General features: G+C 70.7%; 18 protein-coding genes. 12 read left to right on the top strand and 6 right to left on the bottom strand.

All coding sequences use genetic code 11. The features are described 5' to 3' along the window. Positions 1 to 58: 58 nt before the first annotated feature. From SGFS_RS26020 to SGFS_RS26040, 5 genes are all read left to right on the top strand, one after another. Complete coding sequence (locus SGFS_RS26020) at positions 59 to 694, top strand: HdeD family acid-resistance protein (protein ID WP_286253860.1); 636 nt, start codon at positions 59 to 61, stop codon at positions 692 to 694. A 126-nt stretch (positions 695 to 820) separates the two neighbouring features. Further along, positions 821 to 1,288, top strand: a complete 468-nt coding sequence (locus tag SGFS_RS26025; RefSeq protein ID WP_286253861.1) for an SHOCT domain-containing protein — start codon at positions 821 to 823, stop codon at positions 1,286 to 1,288. A 33-nt stretch (positions 1,289 to 1,321) separates the two neighbouring features. Continuing rightward, positions 1,322 to 1,771 (top strand): DUF7144 family membrane protein, encoded by a 450-nt coding sequence (locus SGFS_RS26030; protein ID WP_286253862.1) that lies wholly within the window; start codon positions 1,322 to 1,324, stop codon positions 1,769 to 1,771. 145 nt (positions 1,772 to 1,916) lie between these two features. Continuing rightward, on the top strand, positions 1,917 to 3,359 hold the full coding sequence (locus SGFS_RS26035) for a diacylglycerol/lipid kinase family protein (RefSeq protein ID WP_286253864.1): 1,443 nt from the start codon (positions 1,917 to 1,919) through the stop codon (positions 3,357 to 3,359). Between the two features lie 105 nt (positions 3,360 to 3,464). Next, positions 3,465 to 4,301 (top strand): class II glutamine amidotransferase, encoded by an 837-nt coding sequence (locus SGFS_RS26040; protein ID WP_286253867.1) that lies wholly within the window; start codon positions 3,465 to 3,467, stop codon positions 4,299 to 4,301. A gap of 197 nt (positions 4,302 to 4,498) precedes the next feature. Here SGFS_RS26040 and SGFS_RS26045 read toward each other — a convergent pair whose 3' ends face one another. Then, positions 4,499 to 4,924 carry an amphi-Trp domain-containing protein gene (locus SGFS_RS26045; RefSeq protein WP_286253869.1) on the bottom strand — a complete coding sequence of 142 codons (426 nt, stop codon included), beginning with the start codon at positions 4,922 to 4,924 and terminating at the stop codon, positions 4,499 to 4,501. A gap of 244 nt (positions 4,925 to 5,168) precedes the next feature. Between SGFS_RS26045 and SGFS_RS26050 the strand changes: the two genes are divergently transcribed. From SGFS_RS26050 to SGFS_RS26065, 4 genes are read left to right on the top strand one after another with little or no spacing between them, the layout of a single operon-like run. After that, positions 5,169 to 5,702: a 2,4'-dihydroxyacetophenone dioxygenase family protein gene (locus SGFS_RS26050; RefSeq protein ID WP_286253870.1), complete on the top strand. Its 534-nt coding sequence runs from the start codon at positions 5,169 to 5,171 to the stop codon at positions 5,700 to 5,702. Positions 5,703 to 5,754: 52 nt separating this feature from the next. Beyond that, a complete protein-coding gene (locus tag SGFS_RS26055) occupies positions 5,755 to 6,792 on the top strand; it encodes a 2,3-butanediol dehydrogenase (RefSeq protein WP_286253872.1) in 1,038 nt (345 codons plus the stop codon). Beyond that, on the top strand, positions 6,789 to 7,673 hold the full coding sequence (locus SGFS_RS26060) for an SDR family NAD(P)-dependent oxidoreductase (RefSeq protein ID WP_286253873.1): 885 nt from the start codon (positions 6,789 to 6,791) through the stop codon (positions 7,671 to 7,673). The genes SGFS_RS26055 and SGFS_RS26060 overlap by 4 nt, the downstream gene beginning before the upstream one ends. Before the next feature lie 50 nt (positions 7,674 to 7,723). Further along, entirely contained in the window at positions 7,724 to 8,695 is a 972-nt protein-coding gene (locus SGFS_RS26065; RefSeq protein WP_286253875.1) for a helix-turn-helix domain-containing protein, read from the top strand. Here the strand turns inward: SGFS_RS26065 and SGFS_RS26070 are convergent. Continuing rightward, on the bottom strand, positions 8,658 to 9,788 hold the full coding sequence (locus SGFS_RS26070; protein WP_286253876.1) for an acyltransferase family protein: 1,131 nt from the start codon (positions 9,786 to 9,788) through the stop codon (positions 8,658 to 8,660). The two genes, SGFS_RS26065 and SGFS_RS26070, sit on opposite strands and share 38 nt — an antisense overlap. A 94-nt stretch (positions 9,789 to 9,882) precedes the next feature. Between SGFS_RS26070 and SGFS_RS26075 the strand changes: the two genes are divergently transcribed. Together SGFS_RS26075 and SGFS_RS26080 are read left to right on the top strand one after the other, a co-directional pair. Beyond that, complete coding sequence (locus SGFS_RS26075) at positions 9,883 to 10,752, top strand: dolichyl-phosphate beta-glucosyltransferase (RefSeq protein WP_350284012.1); 870 nt, start codon at positions 9,883 to 9,885, stop codon at positions 10,750 to 10,752. Further along, a complete protein-coding gene (locus SGFS_RS26080; protein ID WP_286253878.1) occupies positions 10,749 to 12,893 on the top strand; it encodes an ArnT family glycosyltransferase in 2,145 nt (714 codons plus the stop codon). Before SGFS_RS26075 ends, SGFS_RS26080 begins: the two co-directional genes overlap by 4 nt. 137 nt (positions 12,894 to 13,030) lie before the next feature. Here SGFS_RS26080 and SGFS_RS26085 read toward each other — a convergent pair whose 3' ends face one another. The 4 genes from SGFS_RS26085 to SGFS_RS26100 all read right to left on the bottom strand — a co-directional run bounded on the left by SGFS_RS26085 (position 13,031) and on the right by SGFS_RS26100 (position 14,999). Next, a complete protein-coding gene (locus SGFS_RS26085; RefSeq protein WP_286253880.1) occupies positions 13,031 to 13,624 on the bottom strand; it encodes a hypothetical protein in 594 nt (197 codons plus the stop codon). Positions 13,625 to 13,634: 10 nt separating this feature from the next. Continuing rightward, on the bottom strand, positions 13,635 to 14,231 hold the full coding sequence (locus tag SGFS_RS26090) for a 3'-5' exonuclease (RefSeq protein ID WP_286253882.1): 597 nt from the start codon (positions 14,229 to 14,231) through the stop codon (positions 13,635 to 13,637). A gap of 43 nt (positions 14,232 to 14,274) precedes the next feature. After that, positions 14,275 to 14,754, bottom strand: coding sequence for a hypothetical protein (locus tag SGFS_RS26095; RefSeq protein ID WP_286253884.1), 480 nt, complete (start codon positions 14,752 to 14,754; stop codon positions 14,275 to 14,277). Positions 14,755 to 14,846: 92 nt separating this feature from the next. Then, positions 14,847 to 14,999 carry a toxin-antitoxin system HicB family antitoxin gene (locus SGFS_RS26100; RefSeq protein ID WP_286253886.1) on the bottom strand — a complete coding sequence of 51 codons (153 nt, stop codon included), beginning with the start codon at positions 14,997 to 14,999 and terminating at the stop codon, positions 14,847 to 14,849. 28 nt (positions 15,000 to 15,027) lie between these two features. Between SGFS_RS26100 and SGFS_RS26105 the strand changes: the two genes are divergently transcribed. Continuing rightward, positions 15,028 to 16,317 carry an RNA-guided endonuclease InsQ/TnpB family protein gene (locus tag SGFS_RS26105; RefSeq protein ID WP_286253887.1) on the top strand — a complete coding sequence of 430 codons (1,290 nt, stop codon included), beginning with the start codon at positions 15,028 to 15,030 and terminating at the stop codon, positions 16,315 to 16,317. The last annotated feature ends 109 nt before the right edge of the window (positions 16,318 to 16,426 follow it).

Consider the following 16,426-nt stretch of genomic DNA (forward strand, 5'->3'; position numbering starts at 1 on the left):
CCCGCACCGCCCCGTCGGCGGTCCGGGAGCGACCCGCTCGACCGCGCGAGGAGGAGCCATGTCCGCGTCACCTGGCCCAGCACCGCGTACCGGACCGCAGCCCATGGCCGACAGTGCGGCCCCCAGTCCGGCGGGCGACCCTGCGGACCTGATGGGGCACGTCGGTCGTTCGTGGACCTGGATCATGGGATCGGCGGTCGCGACGCTGGTGCCGGGCATCCTGTCGCTGGTCTGGCCGGATGCGACCCTGCACGTCCTGGCCGTCCTCTTCGGTCTGTACCTGCTGGTGACCGGCGGGTTCCGGTTCGTGGCCGTCTTCGCCCGGGAGGAGCACGGCGAACGGCTCCCCGGCCTGTTCTCGGCCGTGCTGTACGTCCTGGCCGGGGTGCTGTGCCTGCGGCACCCGCTGCAGACCGTCGCAGCGCTCTCGCTGATCGTCGGCATCGTCTGGCTCGTGTCCGGCGTCCTCACCCTCTACACGGGACTCGCCACCAAGGACCTGCCGCACCGCGGCGTCGTGCTGTGCGTCGCGGTGCTCGGCATCGTCGCGGGGATCGTGGTGCTCGCCCTGCCCACCGAGTCGGCCCGCGCCCTGACCCGGCTGCTCGGCCTGTGGCTCGTCCTGCTCGGCCTGGCCGAAGCGGCGGTCGCCCTCGCGTGGCGGGCCGCGCTGCGCAAGCCGTCGAGGCGATGACACCGGCCGCGCCGGATCTCCCCGCACATTCACCCGCGTCGGGTGAGGCCGCCCCGTTCTTGCCGTGGGCACGCTGAAAAAGGCACGGAACCGCTGTCGGGCGAACGCCCGGGACGGAGGACGGACATGAGCGAGCAAACCTACCTGGCGTACGACTTTCCGCTGCTGGGCGCCTTCTGGACCATGCTTTGGTTCTTCCTGTGGGTCATGTGGTTCGTCCTGCTCTTCCGGGTCGTCGTCGACATCTTCCGGGACGACCGGCTGAGCGGCTGGGCGAAGGCCGGATGGCTGGTGTTCTGCATCGTCCTGCCCTTCCTGGGCGTGTTCGTCTACGTGATAGCGCGGGGCAAGAACATGGGCCGCCGGGAGATCGCGCAGGCGCGTGCGCAGCAGGAGGAGTTCAACGCCTACATCAAGCAGACCGCGGCCGGCGGCACTCCGAGCAGCACGGACGAGCTCGCCAGGCTGTCCGAGATCCGCTCGCGCGGAGACATCACGGACGAGGAGTTCAGCAGAGCGAAGGAACTGGTCCTGAGCGGCCACGGTCCGGCGGAGCGCACAAGCTCCATCACCAGGCCCGCCTCCGGCCGCTGAGTATCCGGACAACACCACGAAACGAGGCGCGAGATGACCACGACACACACCCGGCCGGCACACACGGCCAAGCAGGAATGGGCAACGGGCCTGACGGCCTTCGCGGCCGTGATGCTCTTCCTCGTCGGCCTGCTCGGCATCTTCCGGGGCATCATGGCCGTCGCCGAGGACGAAATCTTCGTCACGACGCGCAACTACGTGTTCGAGTTCGACCTGACCGGCTGGGGCTGGATCCACCTCGCTCTGGGCGCGGTCGCCGTGATCGTCAGCATGGGGCTGCTCAAGACCTCGACGTGGGCGCGCGTCACCGGCGTGGCCATCGCCGGACTCGTCATCATCGCCAACTTCCTCTCCCTGCCGTACTACCCGGTGTGGTCCGTGGTGATGATCGCGATCTCGGGCTTCGTCATCTGGGCCCTGTGCGTGGTGCGGCGCGACAACCTCTTCGACCTGTCCGAGGAGGGTTCGTCGCGCAGCAGGTGAGCGCGGCAAGTGAGCACGGCAGGTGAGGCGGCCGCGCCGCGGAACGGACTGCAGGTGAGGCGGCCGCGGCACGGAACGGACAGCAGGTGAGCGCGGCCACGGCGCGGAACGGACAGCGCCGGAGGTGGTGAGAAAGGGCCGGCGGATGGAACGACACGGCGGGTACACGAGAGGTCAGGGACAGGCAGGGGTCACAACCGTGCGCGAGGGCAGTCCCGGTTGGGCTCGCCTCGCCCTGCTCGCCCTGTTGGGAAGCATCCTCGTGCCGCTCGTCGCCGCCGGCCTGCGGAGCGTGCTGTGGGCGCTGGTCGGCATCGCCGGACTGGCGCTCGCCGCCGTCGGGGTGTGGTGGACCCTGGCGCACACCGGAGTGGTGCGTGCCTTCGGGGTGGCTCTGACGGTGACCGCGCCGGTCGCTGTCCTCGCGTTGTACGCCACGTTCGGCATGCTGTGGCCGGCCCTGCTGTCCCTGGCCCTGTGGGTGCTGGCCCTCACGGCGGCACGTACGGCCTCGACACGCGGTCGCACCGCTTCCGGACAGGCCGTGGCCGAAGCACCCCACGCCCCCTGGGTGCTCATGAACCCGCGCTCCGGCGGCGGCAAGGTGGGCCGTTTCCACCTCGTGGAGAAGGCCAGGGCGGCGGGCTGCCGGGTGGTCCTGCTCGACGGGAGCCAGGACGTGACCGAGCTGGCCCGGCGGGCCGTCGCCGAGGGGGCCGACCTCCTGGCGGTGGCGGGCGGCGACGGCACCCAGGCCCTGGTGGCCGAAGTCGCGGCCCACCACGACCTGCCCTTCGTGGTGATACCCGTCGGCACCCGCAACCACTTCGCCCTCGACCTCGGGCTCGACCGCGACGACCCGACGGCGGCCCTTCAGGCCCTGTCCGACGCCGTCGAACTCCGCGTCGACCTCGGGTACGCGGCGGACCGGGTCTTCGTCAACAACGCCTCCTTCGGCGCGTACGCGTCCGTGGTCGCCGACCCGGCGTACCGGGACGCGAAGGCCCAGACCGTCCTCAAGGCCCTCCCCGGCCTCCTGACCGACGAGGACGCGCCCAGGCTGCGCCTGCGGGCCGCCCGGACATCCGCCGAGGGTCTTCAGGCACTGCTCGTCAGCAACAACCCGTACGGGCGTGCTGTGGACGCCGGCCATCCGGGACGCAGGGAGCGGCTGGACTCGGGGCAGCTGGGCGTGGTGTGCGTGCGGGTCGACAACGCCGCTCAGGCGGCGCGTCTGGTGCGCGGTCCGCGCTCCCCTGGGCTCATCCGGCTGAGTGCCGAGGAAGTCGTCGTCGAAGCGGACACGGCCACACTCCCGGTCGGCATCGACGGCGAACACGCCGCGCTGCCGACACCCGTCGTATGCCGCAGCGCTCCCGCGGCACTCCGGGTCCGCGTGCCACGCCGTCGCCCCGGCACCCGCCGTCGCCCCGGCACGTCTCGGGCGAGCGGCGCGGCGGCCGACTGGCCGCGCGTGACACGGCTGGCGCTGGGCCCGCTACTGCGACAGCGCCACCAGGCACGGGCCGGTGCCTCGGGCTCGGACTCGGGCTCGGGCTCGGGCTCGGGCTCGGGCTCGGAGCGATGAGCGTCCGGTCCTCGCCCCTCGCCCGCATGGCGACGCGCGGCGAGCGAGGCGAAAATGAGATCTCAAGGTCCCCGCAAGTGCAAGCAGGAACGCAGGTGATCGCTGATGTGCCGATGGCTCGCCTACTCGGGAACACCCTTGCTGCTCGACACCATCCTCTACAAACCGGCTCACTCACTGATCGACCAGAGCCTCCACTCCAAACTGGGTGTCGAGACGACGAACGGCGACGGTTTCGGCGTCGGCTGGTACCCACAGGAAGGCGTCGGCACCCCGGCGTTGCTCAGGGACGTCGGCCCCGCCTGGAACAACCGCAACCTGAGGGAGATCGCGGATCATGTCCGCTCCCCGTTGTTCTTCGCCCACATACGGGCGTCGACCGGCTCACCGGTGCAGCAGACGAACTGTCACCCGTTCCGGCACGGCCGTTGGATGTGGATGCACAACGGTGCCATCACGGATTTCCACCTGATACGCCGCGAGCTGGCCCTGCTCGTCGACCCCGAGCTGTACTCCGACATCGAGGGAACGACGGACTCGGAGGTGATGTTCTACCTGGCGATCACCTTCGGCCTGGACCAGGACCCGCCGGGCGCCGTGGCCAGGATGGTGGGAGCGGTGGAGCGCATCGGCCATGACCACGGTGTGGAGTTCCCGCTCCAGATGACGATCGCCGTGACCGACGGCGAACGCGTATGGTCCTTCCGCTACTCGAGCCAGGGCACTTCCCGCTCGCTGTTCTACAGCACCCGCGTGGACACCCTGCGCGAGCTGCACCCCGACCTGGCGTTCCTGCGGGAAGTGTCCGACGACAGCCGCCTCATCGTGTCCGAACCCCTCGGCGACCTGCCCGGCGCCTGGAACGAGGTCCCCGAGAGCAGCTACGGCGTCGTACAGGCCGGAGCCGACGAGATGTACCCCTTCGTCCCCGAACCGGCCTGACGCGGCGGGCGTTTCAGACCGAGGCCCCCGGCATTGACGCCCCGACGGCATTGACGCCCCTGGCATTGACGCCCCGACGTCGATGCCAGGGGCGTCAATGTCATACGGCGTCAATGCCGTCGGGCGTCATACGGCGTCAATGCCAGGGGCCCCGACGACTCGACGACTAATGCCAAGGGCCCCGACGACTCGACGGCTCAGGGCGTTTTCGTGGCGGCGGCCCGCTTCGCGCTCTTGCTGCTCCTGTCGCCGGTGCCCGTGCCGCTCCGCGCGGGCTTGGCGGGCGCGTTCTTCCGCCCCGTGGCGCCCGTGGCCCCCGTGGCCTTCTCCCTCCCCGCGCCCGTCCGCGTCGGCGCTGTCTGGGGCGGCGCTGTCTCGGGCGACGCTGTCCGGGTCGATGCGGTCGGCCACTTGAACTCGATCTCCAGCTCGATCTCCCCGTCACCGATCTCGACCTCCATCTCGCTGCGAAGGTCGTCGGGGATCCGCAGGCTCAGGGTCCCGGGGCTGAGGTCCAGTTCGGCCTCCCCGCCTTCCCTCAGCGCGGCTGCGAGTGCCGTGAGCTGGTCAGCCGCTTCAAGGCGTGACAGCGAGCGCTTCTGCTCGAACTTGAGGTCCTTCATGGGGGTCTCCCGGCTCGGAACAGGCGCGCGTCCAGCGACCTGTCCAGCAAGCGTTCGACGGTGCCGCGACGACCGCCTCACCCACAGCGGGTGAAATCGGAAGCCCCGGCCGCGGTACGAGCCCGGTCGAGCCTGCCATCGGCGGATGTCCGGAATCCGCAAGCGGCCACGTCCGCCGTGGGAAAGACGGCACCGGTCCCTGCGGGGTTCACTCCGGGAAGTCCGCGACGAAGGAGGCCTTCACATGCCCGACACGCCCACCGGAGAGTTCTGGAAGGACCTCAGGCCGATCGAGAACTCCTTCCGCCCAGACGCCCTCCCCGAGGTCTACCTGTCCAAGGTGGCCACGGACGACGACCGCTACTACGTGCCGTTCACCGAGACCGTCAGTTCCCGACCGCTGTGGATCAATGTCAAGGACAACAGCTGGGCCGACATCCTGCGGGCCAAGGAGGCGGGGCTGGTCAATCGGCACTACCACCCGCACGAGGTGTTCGCGTACACGATCTCCGGCAAGTGGGGCTATCTGGAGCGGCCCTGGACGGCGACCGCGGGCGACTTCGTCTACGAGGCCCCGGGAGAGGGGCACACGCTGGTCGCCTACGACAGCGACGAGCCGATGAAGGCGTTCTTCATCGTCAAGGGCCCGCTCATCTGGCTGGACGAGAACGGCGAGCCCGACGGCTTCTTCGACGTGCACGACTACATCAAGATGTGCCGCGAGCACTACGAGAAGGTCGGTCTCGGCGCCGACCACGTCAACTCCCTGTTCCGGTGAGCGCCATGACCGTGACCATCGTCCCGCCGGACACCGGTCGTGAGGGGACCGCATGAGGGCGGCGATCTGGTACGGAGCCAAGGACGTCCGCGTGGAGGACGTGCCGGTGACACCGCCCGGGCCCGGCGAGGTGACGATCGAGGTCGCCTACTGCGGGATCTGCGGCAGTGACCTGCACGAGTACGCCGACGGGCCGCACGCCGTTCCCGTGGGCGACCCGCACCCGGAGTCCGGTGTGGCCGCTCCGCTCGTCCTGGGGCACGAGTTCTGCGGCACCGTCACCGAGGTGGGCGACGGTGTCAACGGCGTCGTCCTGGGGGACCGGGTGGCCGTGGAGCCGCACTACCGGTGCGGCAGGTGCCCGCGGTGCCTCGCGGGCGAGTACAACATCTGCCGGAACTTCGGGTTCGCCGGGCTCATGGGGCACGGTGGGCTGGCCGAGCGCGCCACCGTGCCCGCGTACATGCTGCACAGGCTGCCCGAGTCGGTCTCACTGGAGCAGGCGGCGGTGTTCGAGCCGGCCGCCGTCGCGCTGCACGCGGTGCGGCGGGCCGGGATCCGCCCCGGCGAGACCGTCGCCGTCCTCGGCCTGGGCCCGATCGGGCTGCTGGTGACCCAGCTGGCGGCCCGGTACGGCGCCGGGCGCATCGTCGCCGCCGACCGGTCTCCGGCCCGCCGCGAGCTGGCCCTGCGCCTGGGAGCCGCCGAGGCCGGCGCGGACCTCGCGGACGTGGTCGGCGGCGAGGGGGCGGACGTCGTGTTCGAGGCGGTCGGCTCGGAGGGCACCCTGCGGGCCTGTCTGGCCGCCACCCGGCGTGGCGGGCGGGTGATGTTCCTCGGCCTGACCGGCACGGTCTCCCTGGACGCCTTCGCGCTGGTGAACAACGAACAGACGATCATGACGAGCGTGGGATACCGCGATGCCTATCCCGAGCTGATCCACATGGTGGCCGAGGAGGGCGTGGACCTGGCGGGGATCGTCACGTCGACCATTCCCCTGGAGCGTGTCGTACGGGACGGCTTCGAGGCGCTGCTGGGCGGCCAGGAGCAGGTCAAAGTGCTGGTACGACCAGGAGGGCGGCGTCCATGAGCGACGAGTCCGGGGAGCGGCGGGCGTCCGTGAGCAGCGAGGTCGGGGAGCGGCAGGCGCCCGTGAGCGACGAGTTCGCGGGGCAGCAGGCACCCGTGAGCAGCGAGTTCGCGGGGCAGCAGGCACCCGTGAGCAGCGAGTCCGGGGAGCGGCAGGCGCCCGTGAGCAGCGAGTTCGCGGGGCGGCGGGCGTTTGTGACGGGTGGCACCTCGGGGATCGGCGCGGCCACGGCCGTCCTCCTCGCCGAGCTGGGCGCCGACGTGACCGCGCTCGGCCTTGCGCCCGCCGACTCCGCCGACCTGCCCGACCACCCCCGCGTCCACGTCGTGGAGCACGACGTGCTGGACCGCGCCGGGCTGACCGGCCTGCTCTCCACGGACCAGCCGCTGGACGTCCTGGTGAACTGCGCGGGTGTCAGCCACGACCGCGGGGAGTACGACCTCGTCCGCTGGCAGCGGGTCATCGAGATCAACCTCACCGCCACCATGGTCGCCTGCCAGGCCGCCCGACCGGCCCTGGCCGAGAACGGCGGCGCCATCGTCAACGTCTCGTCCATGTTCGCCTTCTTCGGCAGCAGGGACCGGCCCGCCTACAGCGCCAGCAAGGGCGGCGTCTCCCAGCTCACGAAGTCGCTGGCCGCCGAGTACGCCGCCGACGGCATCCGGGTCAACGCCGTCGCGCCCGGCTTCGTGGTCACCCCGCTGGCCCGCGGGGTGCTCGACGATCCCGAGGCCACGGCACAGGTGCTGGCCCGCGTCCCGGCCGGGCGCCTCGGGCAGCCGCGCGAGGTCGCCTCGGTGGTGGCGTTCCTGTGTTCGGCGGCTGCCTCGTACGTCACCGGCGCGGTCGTCCCCGTCGACGGGGGCTACCTGGCCGTGTGACGGTCACCTACGCTGAGCCTCTTGCCATGTATGCAGCACGAGGAGGTCACATGTCCGCCCTCTCCGTGATCTCCCGGGCCACCACCGAGCACATCGAACCCGCCGAGCGCATCCATTACTGGGAGGACTACAACCGCAAGGCGCTGGTGGGCCTGTCCTGCACCTCCTATTCCGAGCAGGGGCTGCTGGCCAGTCAGACCAACATCGAGCTGGGCGGGCTGCGCCTCGCCGAGATCGCCGGCAACGCCCACGCCATCGAGCGCAGCCCGCAGACGGTCAGGTCGGCGCCCAAGGACTCGGTGTTCGCGACCCTGCTGCTCAAGGGGGAGGCGGTATTCCTGCACGAGGACGGCTGCCTCGCTGCCACGGCGGGCGAGCTGTGCGTCTACGACACGCGCAGGCCGTATCTGTTCGGGTTCTCCTCCTCGATGCGGCAGATCCTGGTGGACGTGCCGCGTGACCTGTTCACGCAGGCGTGCGTGGGAGGCGGGCTGCCCGGGCCGATGCTGTTCGGGCGGGGCACCGCACGGGAGGGCGCGCTCGTGGCCGCGCTGAGTTCCCGGCTCGGCGGGTTGGCCGCCGCGTCGCGCGGCGGGCCGTACGATCCCGCCGACGCCGAGGTGGCCGTGCTCGACCTGCTCAGGCAACTCGCCGAGGAGCGTACGGGAGGGCGGCCGGGGCCCGACGCCTACCGTTCGCAGCTCATCGTGGCCGAGGACTACATCGACCGGCACCTGCACGACCCCTGTCTCGGAGCCGCGCAGGTGGCCGGCGTCATGGGCATCTCGGTACGGCACCTCGGGCGGATATTCGAATCGACCGGCAGGTCTCCGGCACGCCACATCGTGGAACGGCGTCTGGTCAGGGCGCATCAGCAACTCACCGGCCCCGGGGCGCGGGAGACCAGGATCGCCGACGTCGCGCACCGGTGGGGGTTCTCCAGCCAGGCCCACTTCGCCCGTCTCTTCCGCTCCAGGTTCGGCCTCACCCCGAGCGAGGCCCGCGCGGAGGCGGGGAAGTAGAGGACGTTATCGGGACGCCCGCCCCGGCCGCCGAGGACGGGCGGCGAGGCGTTCGATGAGCAGGTAGTGAAGGAGCAGGGAAAGGAACCAGGTCACCGCGCCCCCCGACCAGGAACAGGGCGAGATGGCTGAGGCCGGGCTGGCCGTTCCGCAGCAGCCAGTTCAGGGGAAGGTGCAGCAGAAAGAGGCTGTAGGACATGCGGCCGATCTCGGTGAGCAGGTCGCCCGACAGCAGCCGTGCCAGGGGGCCTCGGTCGCCGCAGAGCACCGCCGTCAGCAGGGCCGCGCCCAGCACGACCGCGACCACGTACCGGTTGTCGCCCTGCCCGCCGCCCCGGAGGACGGCCGACACGCCCAAGGCCGCCGCCGCGGCGAGGCCGGTCGCGGCCAGCAGTACGGCGGTCCGGCGGGACACCGCGCGGCTGCCGCGTTCGGCCAGGTGCACAAGGCAGGCGGCCCCGGCACCGGCCGGCAGCGCGAGTGCCTGCATGCCGGTGACGACGCCGATGCCCGGCAGCGCCTCGCGGGCCGCGGCGACGATCACCGCCCCGGCGAGCAGGGCGGCGACCAAGGTCACCGCGGCGAGTCGGCGTCGGGCGAGCAGACAGAGGCACGCCAGCAGGAGTGACCACGCCGGCACGGACCGCGCGGTGGAGTCCCACAGCCACAGTGGAGCGAGCGGCGAGTCCATCGTGGGGACGGCCCCCAGTGGCCACCCGTGCACCCACTCGGCCCAGCCCCCACGACCGAGGAGAACCGACGGGACCTCCCGAGCCGGCTGACGGACGATATGCGCGGAGCCGAGCGCCCAACAGACCGTGAGAGTCACGGCGACCGACACCAGCAGCGCCGGGATCAGCCGCTTGGCCCTGCGGACCAGGAACCCGACGACACCGGTCCTGCCGGTTGCCGTCGCCCTGCGGAGCGAGGGCAGGGTGGTGAGGAAACCCGAGAGCACCAGCAGGACATCGACGCCCGCGCCGGTCCAGAAGAAGTACCGCCCGCCGACGCCTGTGTCATGCAGCAGCCGCCCCCGTGTCCATGGTCCACGCGGCGGCCGGGAGGCGCCCGGGGTCACCCGCCCGGTTTCCACGCACTCTGTGGGCAGGCTGTGAGTTCGGCTCTTTTCATCCTCCCCTCAGGGATCGCTCAGCGGTCCCACAGGCACGGGCTCGACAGTCACCGACATGAACGAAAAGAACGCGGGAGGCGTCCGGCAGCGCTCGGTCGAGGTCGTGGTGCCGGTGTACAACGAGGCGCATGTCCTCGCCGGCAGTGTCGGGCGGCTCCACGCATATCTCGAAGAGGCCTTCCCGTTCCCGTTCCGGATCACCGTCGCGGACAACGCGAGCACCGACACGACCTGGCAGGTCGCGCTCGAACTGGCCGAGCGGCTGCCGCACGTCCACGCCGTCCATCTGGACCGCAAGGGGCGAGGGCGCGCGCTCAAGTACGTGTGGAGCCGGTCCACTTCGGATGTCGTCGCGTACATGGACGTCGACCTGTCGACCGGGTTGGAGGGCTTTCTGCCACTGGTCGCTCCGCTGCTGTCCGGGCACAGTGACCTCGCCATCGGCAGCCGGCTGCACCGGCAGGCGGACGTCGTGCGCGGCGCCAAACGTGAGTTCGTCTCCCGCTCCTACAACCTGCTGCTCAAGCTCGGCCTCGCGGCCCGGTTCTCGGACGCGCAGTGCGGCTTCAAGGCGGTGCGCACCGAGGTGTTCAGGGCGCTCGCGCCGCGCATCGAGGACAACGCCTGGTTCTTCGACACCGAACTGCTCGTGCTGGCCCAGCGCAACGGGCTGCGCATCCACGAGGTCCCCGTCGACTGGGTCGACGACCCCGACAGCCGCGTCGACATCGTCCGTACCGCCGGCGACGACCTGAAGGGCATGGGACGGATGCTCCGGGCGACACTCGCCCGCCGGGTCCGGGTCAGCGGCGTACCGCGCCGCGCGCACCGCTCCTGGGTGCCGGACGACCGTACGGCCGCTCCTTCCTCTCCCACCACCGCTTCCCTCCCGCAGGGCCTCAAGGACATGGAGTACGCGTCATGACGACCCTCGCCCCGCCGCCCACCACCACCGGGCGGGACGGCGGACCCCGGCATCGGGCCGACGCCGCTCCCACCGACGGTGGTCTCGCGGCCCGCGCCCGACGGCTGTTCACCGGCGCCCCGGACGAACCGCGCTGGGCCCGCCCGGCCCTGTGGGCGATCCTCGTCCTCGCCACGGCCCTGTACGCCTGGAACCTGTCCTCCATCACCGGCAACACCTTCTACAACGCGGCCGTCTACAGCGGCACCAAGAGCTGGAAGGCGTTCTTCTTCGGCGCGTTGGACGCCGGCAGCTTCATCACCGTCGACAAGCCGCCGTTCGCCCTGTGGGTCATGGGGTTGTCGGCCCGCCTGTTCGGTTACGGCACCTGGCAGATGATGCTGCCGATGGTCGCGGTCGGCGTGGGCTCGGTGGCCCTGCTGTACCGCATGGTCAAGCGGGACTTCGGGGTCGCCGCGGGCACGATCGCCGCGCTCGCCCTCACCCTCACGCCCATCACCGTCGCCATCACCCGGGACACCAACCCCGACCCGGTCCTCGTCTTCCTGATGCTGCTCGGCGCCGCCGCGCTGATGAAGGCCGTACGCACCGGCAAGCTGATGCCGCTGGTGTGGTCGGGCGTCGCGATCGGGTTCGCGTTCAACACGAAGATGATGCAGGCGTACGTCGTGCTGCCCGCCTTCTTCCTCGTCTACCTGTGGGCCGCCCGGGGAAGCCTGGGCCGCCGGATCCGCAACCTCGCCGTCGGCACGGTCGCGCTGATCGCGTCCAGCGCCTGGTGGATGGTGGTCGTCGATCTCATCCCCGCCTCCTCCCGCCCCTACGTCGGCGGCTCGACCGACAACACGGTCTGGGACCTGGTCATCGGCTACAACGGCTTCGGCCGGATCTTCGGGGCGAGTTCGTCGGTGGGCTCGCAGGGCAACGGGGCGAGCTTCGGCGGCGAGTCGAGCGTCTACCGGATGTTCAACGAGATCATGGGCGGCCAGATCTCCTGGCTGATCCCGTTCGCGGTCATCGCCCTGGTGGCCGGGCTGGTGCTGCGGGGACGGGCGCCTCGTACGGACACCAAGCGGGCCGCGTTGATGCTCTGGGGCGGCTGGTTCGTCCTGCACTACCTGACCTTCTCCCTCGCCGAGGGCACCTTCCACCCGTACTACGTCACCGCCATGGCCCCCGGGATCGCGGCCCTCACCGGTGCGGGCGGGGTCATGCTCCACGGCGCCTTCAAGGAGGGCTCGGTCGCGAAGTGGGGGTGGGTGCTGCCGCTGGCGGTCGCGGTGAGCGCGGTCTGGGCGGTCGTCCTGCTCCAGCGGGTGTCCGGCTCCGGGACCCTCTACACCGTCGCCGAGATCGTGGTCGCGGTGGCCGGCGCGGTCGCGGTGGCCGGGCTGCTCGCCGGGCGGTTCATGCGCCGACGCAAGCTGATCGGCCTCGCGTCCCTCGCCGCGGTCGTCGCGCTGCTGGCCGGGCCCGCCGCGTACTCCCTCTCCGCGGCCACCACCGCGAGCAGCAACGGCACCAACCCGACTGCCGGTCCCAACACCGGCGGCGGCATGGGCGGTGGCGGAGGCACGGGTGGCGGTCAGCGGCCCAGTGGGAACGCGCCGGGCGGGACCAGCAACTCCGGTGATTCCAGCGGCCAGTCCATGGGGCAGCCCCCGTCCGGCAGCACCTCGTCCTCCTCCAGCTCTTCTTCCTCCTCCTCTTCCTCCAGTTCCTCCTCCTCGTCCAGCTCCTCCACGGACTCCGGCAACAGCCAGGCGGGCGGCGGTGGCGGCGGCATGGGCGGCGGCTCGCAGGTCTCGTCCGAGATGATCACGTACCTGAAGAAGAACCAGGACGGCGCCACCTGGCTGGTGGCGGTGGCCACCGACCAGACGGCCTCCTCGATCATCCTGGAGTCCGGGCAGCCGGTGATCTCCATGGGCGGCTGGTCCGGCAGCGACGAGGCCATGACCCTCGCCAAGCTGAAGAGCCTGGTGAAGGCGGGCAAGCTGCACTACATCGTCGTCGGCGACAGCGGCCGGGGCGGCAGCGGCAGCGCCGCCACCGAGATCGCCGAGTGGGTCAAGGAGAACGGTTCCGCCGTGAGCGACTACAGCGGCCTCTACCGCCTGGACGCCTCCGACGTGAGCTGATCACCGGCCGACCGCACCACAGCGGGCCACCCGACCTGCACAGCGGGCCACCGGACTTCACGACCGGTGGCCCGCTTCGTGTTCTTCAGAAGTTGTCGTCAGAAGTGCTCGTCAGAAGTGGTCGTCAGAAGTGGTCGTCAGGAGTGGTCGCCGCGCCCGGCCCGGCGCAGGATGTCGCGTTCGCGGCCGGACGGGGTGTCGAGCGAGTCCTCGTGGTCGATGACGAGGGTGTCGCGGGGCGGTCCGGCCCGGCGCCCGGCCCCATAGCCGTCCGTCATCGCCTTCACCAGCAGCGCCTCCTGAGGCGCGGCCGGCCAGCTCTGGAGGAGGTAGAACTCCACGACGTTCTCCCCCGTCGCGTGGTCGACGGCCGTGTCCCGGCCGCGTGCGTGGACGCGCAGCCGGTACGACCCCGGCCCCTGCCAGGCGAGCGAGGGCAGGTCCGCGGGATCGTGCATGAGCGGGGTCACCAGGGCTTCGCCGGACGGGGACCGCCAGGAGAGCTCGGCGATCTCCTCCCAGCCCTCGGCGGGGCCGGGCGGCTCGGCGTGCAGCTCGACGGTGACCTCGACGTCGCCCGTGTGGATCCCGGTCGCCACCTCGATGTCACCGAGGTACGCGGACACGAGCCCGTTGTGCGACGCGTCGAGGTCGTCGGCCACGGGGCCTTCGGGATCCTTGATCTGAAAGCCGTGGTACTCGGTGAACACCGGGGCGGTCGCTGTGATCACACCGCGCACGCTACACACAACCCTCCGGCAACCGCGCCCCCTTCCCGCACACATGCCCGATCGCCGCCGCGAGGGAATGGCAGTCGAACAGCGCCGAGTGCTCCCCGCCGGGAACCGTCGGCCCGGGCAGACCGAGGGCCTGCCACAGCCGCCCCGAGTTCACCCCCGTCGTGCCCGGGGCGTGGGCGTTCAGCCAGGGGCGGATGTTCAGGAAGGCCGGGGTCAGAAGGCTGTTCCCGAGCTGTTCGCCGCGGACCCCGGCCCAGGCCGCGTTCTCGGCCAGCACGGTCATGTCGTTGCCGTAGGAGAGGACGGCCTCGCGCGCGCAGAAGCCCAGGAAGGCGTCCAGGGCCCGCGCGGGCGGGAGTCCGTCCCGGTCCACCGACTCCTGGTCGATGCCGGTGAGTTCGGTGAAGTACGGGGACAGCTCCGGGTTGGCCACCGGGCGGACCAGCGCCTCGTACGCCGCCACCACCTCGTACTCCTCGTTCAGCCGCAGCGCACCGATCTGCACGATCTCGCGGAGCTGGCCGGGGGCCGACCAGTTCCCTTCGACGGCGCCCGGCCAGGTGGTGTACTCGAGGTCGAAGACGACGAAAGTGGACACGAGTGCTTGCTCCTCACATGCGCGTGGTTCGGAGCCGGCATCCCTACCCCTCCGCGACCTCGCTTCCACGTGCCTCCCGGCGTGGCAGGCGGGGCAGCCGGGGGGCCGTACGGCGTGGGCTCGGTGGTTCCATCCAGGTCGCGGCGGTCGACGCGGCGGCCAGCAGGACGCTCAGGTGTTCCGCGAAGTCGGGGCCGGGGAGCGGGAGTTCGAAGTCGGGGTCCAGCTGGCCGAGGGCGACCGCGCCGGGGACGTAGTGCATGACCGCGTCGACGAGTTCCGTGCGGGGTGTCGCCGTGCGGTCAAGGTGGGTGAGCGCGCGGAGCACCGTCGGGAAGCTGGCGTCGTACGAGGTCGGGATGCCCGGGTCGGGGACGGCCATCAGCGGTTCGGGGGCGGGCCGGGTCGCTATCTTCGTCTGCTCGCGCCACCAGGCCGCCGCCTCCGTGTCGCCCAGCATCAGGTGGTGCAGATAGAGGCAGTACGAGGCGAGGTCGTCGCCGGCTCCGGCCGCGTACGCCACCAGGAGCGCGCGCTCCTTGTTTCCCCGCAGGGCGCTCCGGTCTTCAGGCCGGGGTGAATGCGAGCCCCTGTGGAGCAGGGCAGGGACAGCCGCTACGCCCCCGGGGCGGAACGGCGTTCACTCTCCTCAACCGCACGGCGCACGAGCGACACCAGCCATGAGTTGAGGGAGCGATCGTCCGCGGCAGCAAGCGCCTTGGCCTTGGCGTACAGGTCGTCGGGAAGTCGGAGATTCAGCTTGAGCATGCGTCAAGTCTGGCCCTAAAATGGGGCCATGTCCAGATTCCGTATGTACCCGACGAGCGAGCAGGCGGGCATCATGCTCGACCACTGCGCGCATGCCCGGTACGTGTGGAACCTCGCCGTCGAGCAGCACTCGCACTGGAGACGGGGCCGCAAGGCCGCACCCGGTTTCGCCGAGCAGTGCCGCCAGCTCACCGTGGCCCGGCGTGACAACGAGTGGCTGGCCGCCGGGAACGCCGACGTGCAGCAGCAGGCGCTGAAGGACTTCGCCAAGGCCAAGAACGCCCGGTTCGCCTCCGGGTTCGGCGAGCCGGGTTGGCGTAAGAAGTTCCAGCATGAGGGCTTCCGTGTGATCGGGACCGATCGTGTGCCGGAGTTCGAGCCGGACGGCTCGCCGAAGCTGAACGCGAAGACCGGCAAGCAGGTCATGGGCCGGTCCGTGGTGGTGCAGAAACTCAACCGGCGGTGGGCGCGGGTCAAGGTACCCGGTTGCGGCTGGGTCCGCTTCCGTCTCACCCGAGGCGATCTACCGAAGGCGAAGAGCTTCCGTGTCACCTTCCGCAACGGCCAGTGGCACGTCGCCTTCGCGGTTGTGCCCGAGCCGATTCAGGCGCCGGGAACGGGCGAGGTCATCGGTATTGACCGGGGCGTGAAGATCACGGCCGCGCTGTCGGACGGCCGGAAGATGAACTGCCCACGACTCACGGTCAAGGAGCAGGCGCAGATCCGCAAGCACCAGCGACGGGCGGCACGGGCGAAGAAGGGAAGCGAACGGAAGACCGCCGAGCATGCCAAGGTCGCGCGGCTCAGGGCACGCGAGGCCGACCGGCGTAAGGACTGGTGCGAGAAGACCAGCACGACGCTCGCCCGCACCTACGACCTGGTGCGGTTCGAGAAGCTGAACATCAAGAACATGACCGCCTCTGCCCGGGGGACGCTCGAACAACCCGGCCGCAATGTCAGGCAGAAGGCCGGGCTGAACCGGGCGATCCTCGCCCAGGGCTGGGGCCTGCTCCGGCAGCGCACGGAGCACAAGGCTCCGGGCCGGGTCGAGGATGTTCCCGCACCCTTTACGTCTCTGCGTTGCTCCGCCTGCGGATGGATCGAGAAGAGGTCGCGCAAGAGCCAAGCCGACTTCGACTGTGTGTCCTGCGGGTTCACCTGCAACGCCGATGAGAACGCAGCAAACAATGTCGCGGCAGGACAGGGCGGGATTCCCCGCCCCCGGCGCTCAGCCGGTGCCGGAGGGACGACAGTGGCCGCCGGCCGTTCGAGCGTCCGTGAACCTCAACCCACCCGGGTCGGAATCCCTCTCTTTTAAGAGGGGGAGGATGTCAAACCAGAACCGTCACCAGGACGACGACGGATAAGAGTTGCCTTCTCGACATCAGAACCTTCCAGAACACACGCAACGTCCGAGAGGCCCCCCT

The organism is Streptomyces graminofaciens (genome assembly GCF_030294945.1).
GTDB lineage: Bacteria > Actinomycetota > Actinomycetes > Streptomycetales > Streptomycetaceae > Streptomyces > Streptomyces graminofaciens.

Coding starts and splice junctions, on each gene's coding strand:
- SGFS_RS26075 (WP_350284012.1), top strand. CDS start 9,883: ATGAACGAAAAGAACGCGGGAGGCGTCCGGCAGCGCTCGGTCGAGGTC.
- SGFS_RS26105 (WP_286253887.1), top strand. CDS start 15,028: ATGTCCAGATTCCGTATGTACCCGACGAGCGAGCAGGCGGGCATCATG.
- SGFS_RS26065 (WP_286253875.1), top strand. CDS start 7,724: ATGTCCGCCCTCTCCGTGATCTCCCGGGCCACCACCGAGCACATCGAA.
- SGFS_RS26020 (WP_286253860.1), top strand. CDS start 59: ATGTCCGCGTCACCTGGCCCAGCACCGCGTACCGGACCGCAGCCCATG.
- SGFS_RS26045 (WP_286253869.1), bottom strand. CDS start 4,924: ATGAAGGACCTCAAGTTCGAGCAGAAGCGCTCGCTGTCACGCCTTGAA.
- SGFS_RS26080 (WP_286253878.1), top strand. CDS start 10,749: ATGACGACCCTCGCCCCGCCGCCCACCACCACCGGGCGGGACGGCGGA.
- SGFS_RS26030 (WP_286253862.1), top strand. CDS start 1,322: ATGACCACGACACACACCCGGCCGGCACACACGGCCAAGCAGGAATGG.
- SGFS_RS26050 (WP_286253870.1), top strand. CDS start 5,169: ATGCCCGACACGCCCACCGGAGAGTTCTGGAAGGACCTCAGGCCGATC.
- SGFS_RS26025 (WP_286253861.1), top strand. CDS start 821: ATGAGCGAGCAAACCTACCTGGCGTACGACTTTCCGCTGCTGGGCGCC.
- SGFS_RS26055 (WP_286253872.1), top strand. CDS start 5,755: ATGAGGGCGGCGATCTGGTACGGAGCCAAGGACGTCCGCGTGGAGGAC.
- SGFS_RS26060 (WP_286253873.1), top strand. CDS start 6,789: ATGAGCGACGAGTCCGGGGAGCGGCGGGCGTCCGTGAGCAGCGAGGTC.
- SGFS_RS26035 (WP_286253864.1), top strand. CDS start 1,917: ATGGAACGACACGGCGGGTACACGAGAGGTCAGGGACAGGCAGGGGTC.
- SGFS_RS26100 (WP_286253886.1), bottom strand. CDS start 14,999: ATGCTCAAGCTGAATCTCCGACTTCCCGACGACCTGTACGCCAAGGCC.
- SGFS_RS26040 (WP_286253867.1), top strand. CDS start 3,465: ATGTGCCGATGGCTCGCCTACTCGGGAACACCCTTGCTGCTCGACACC.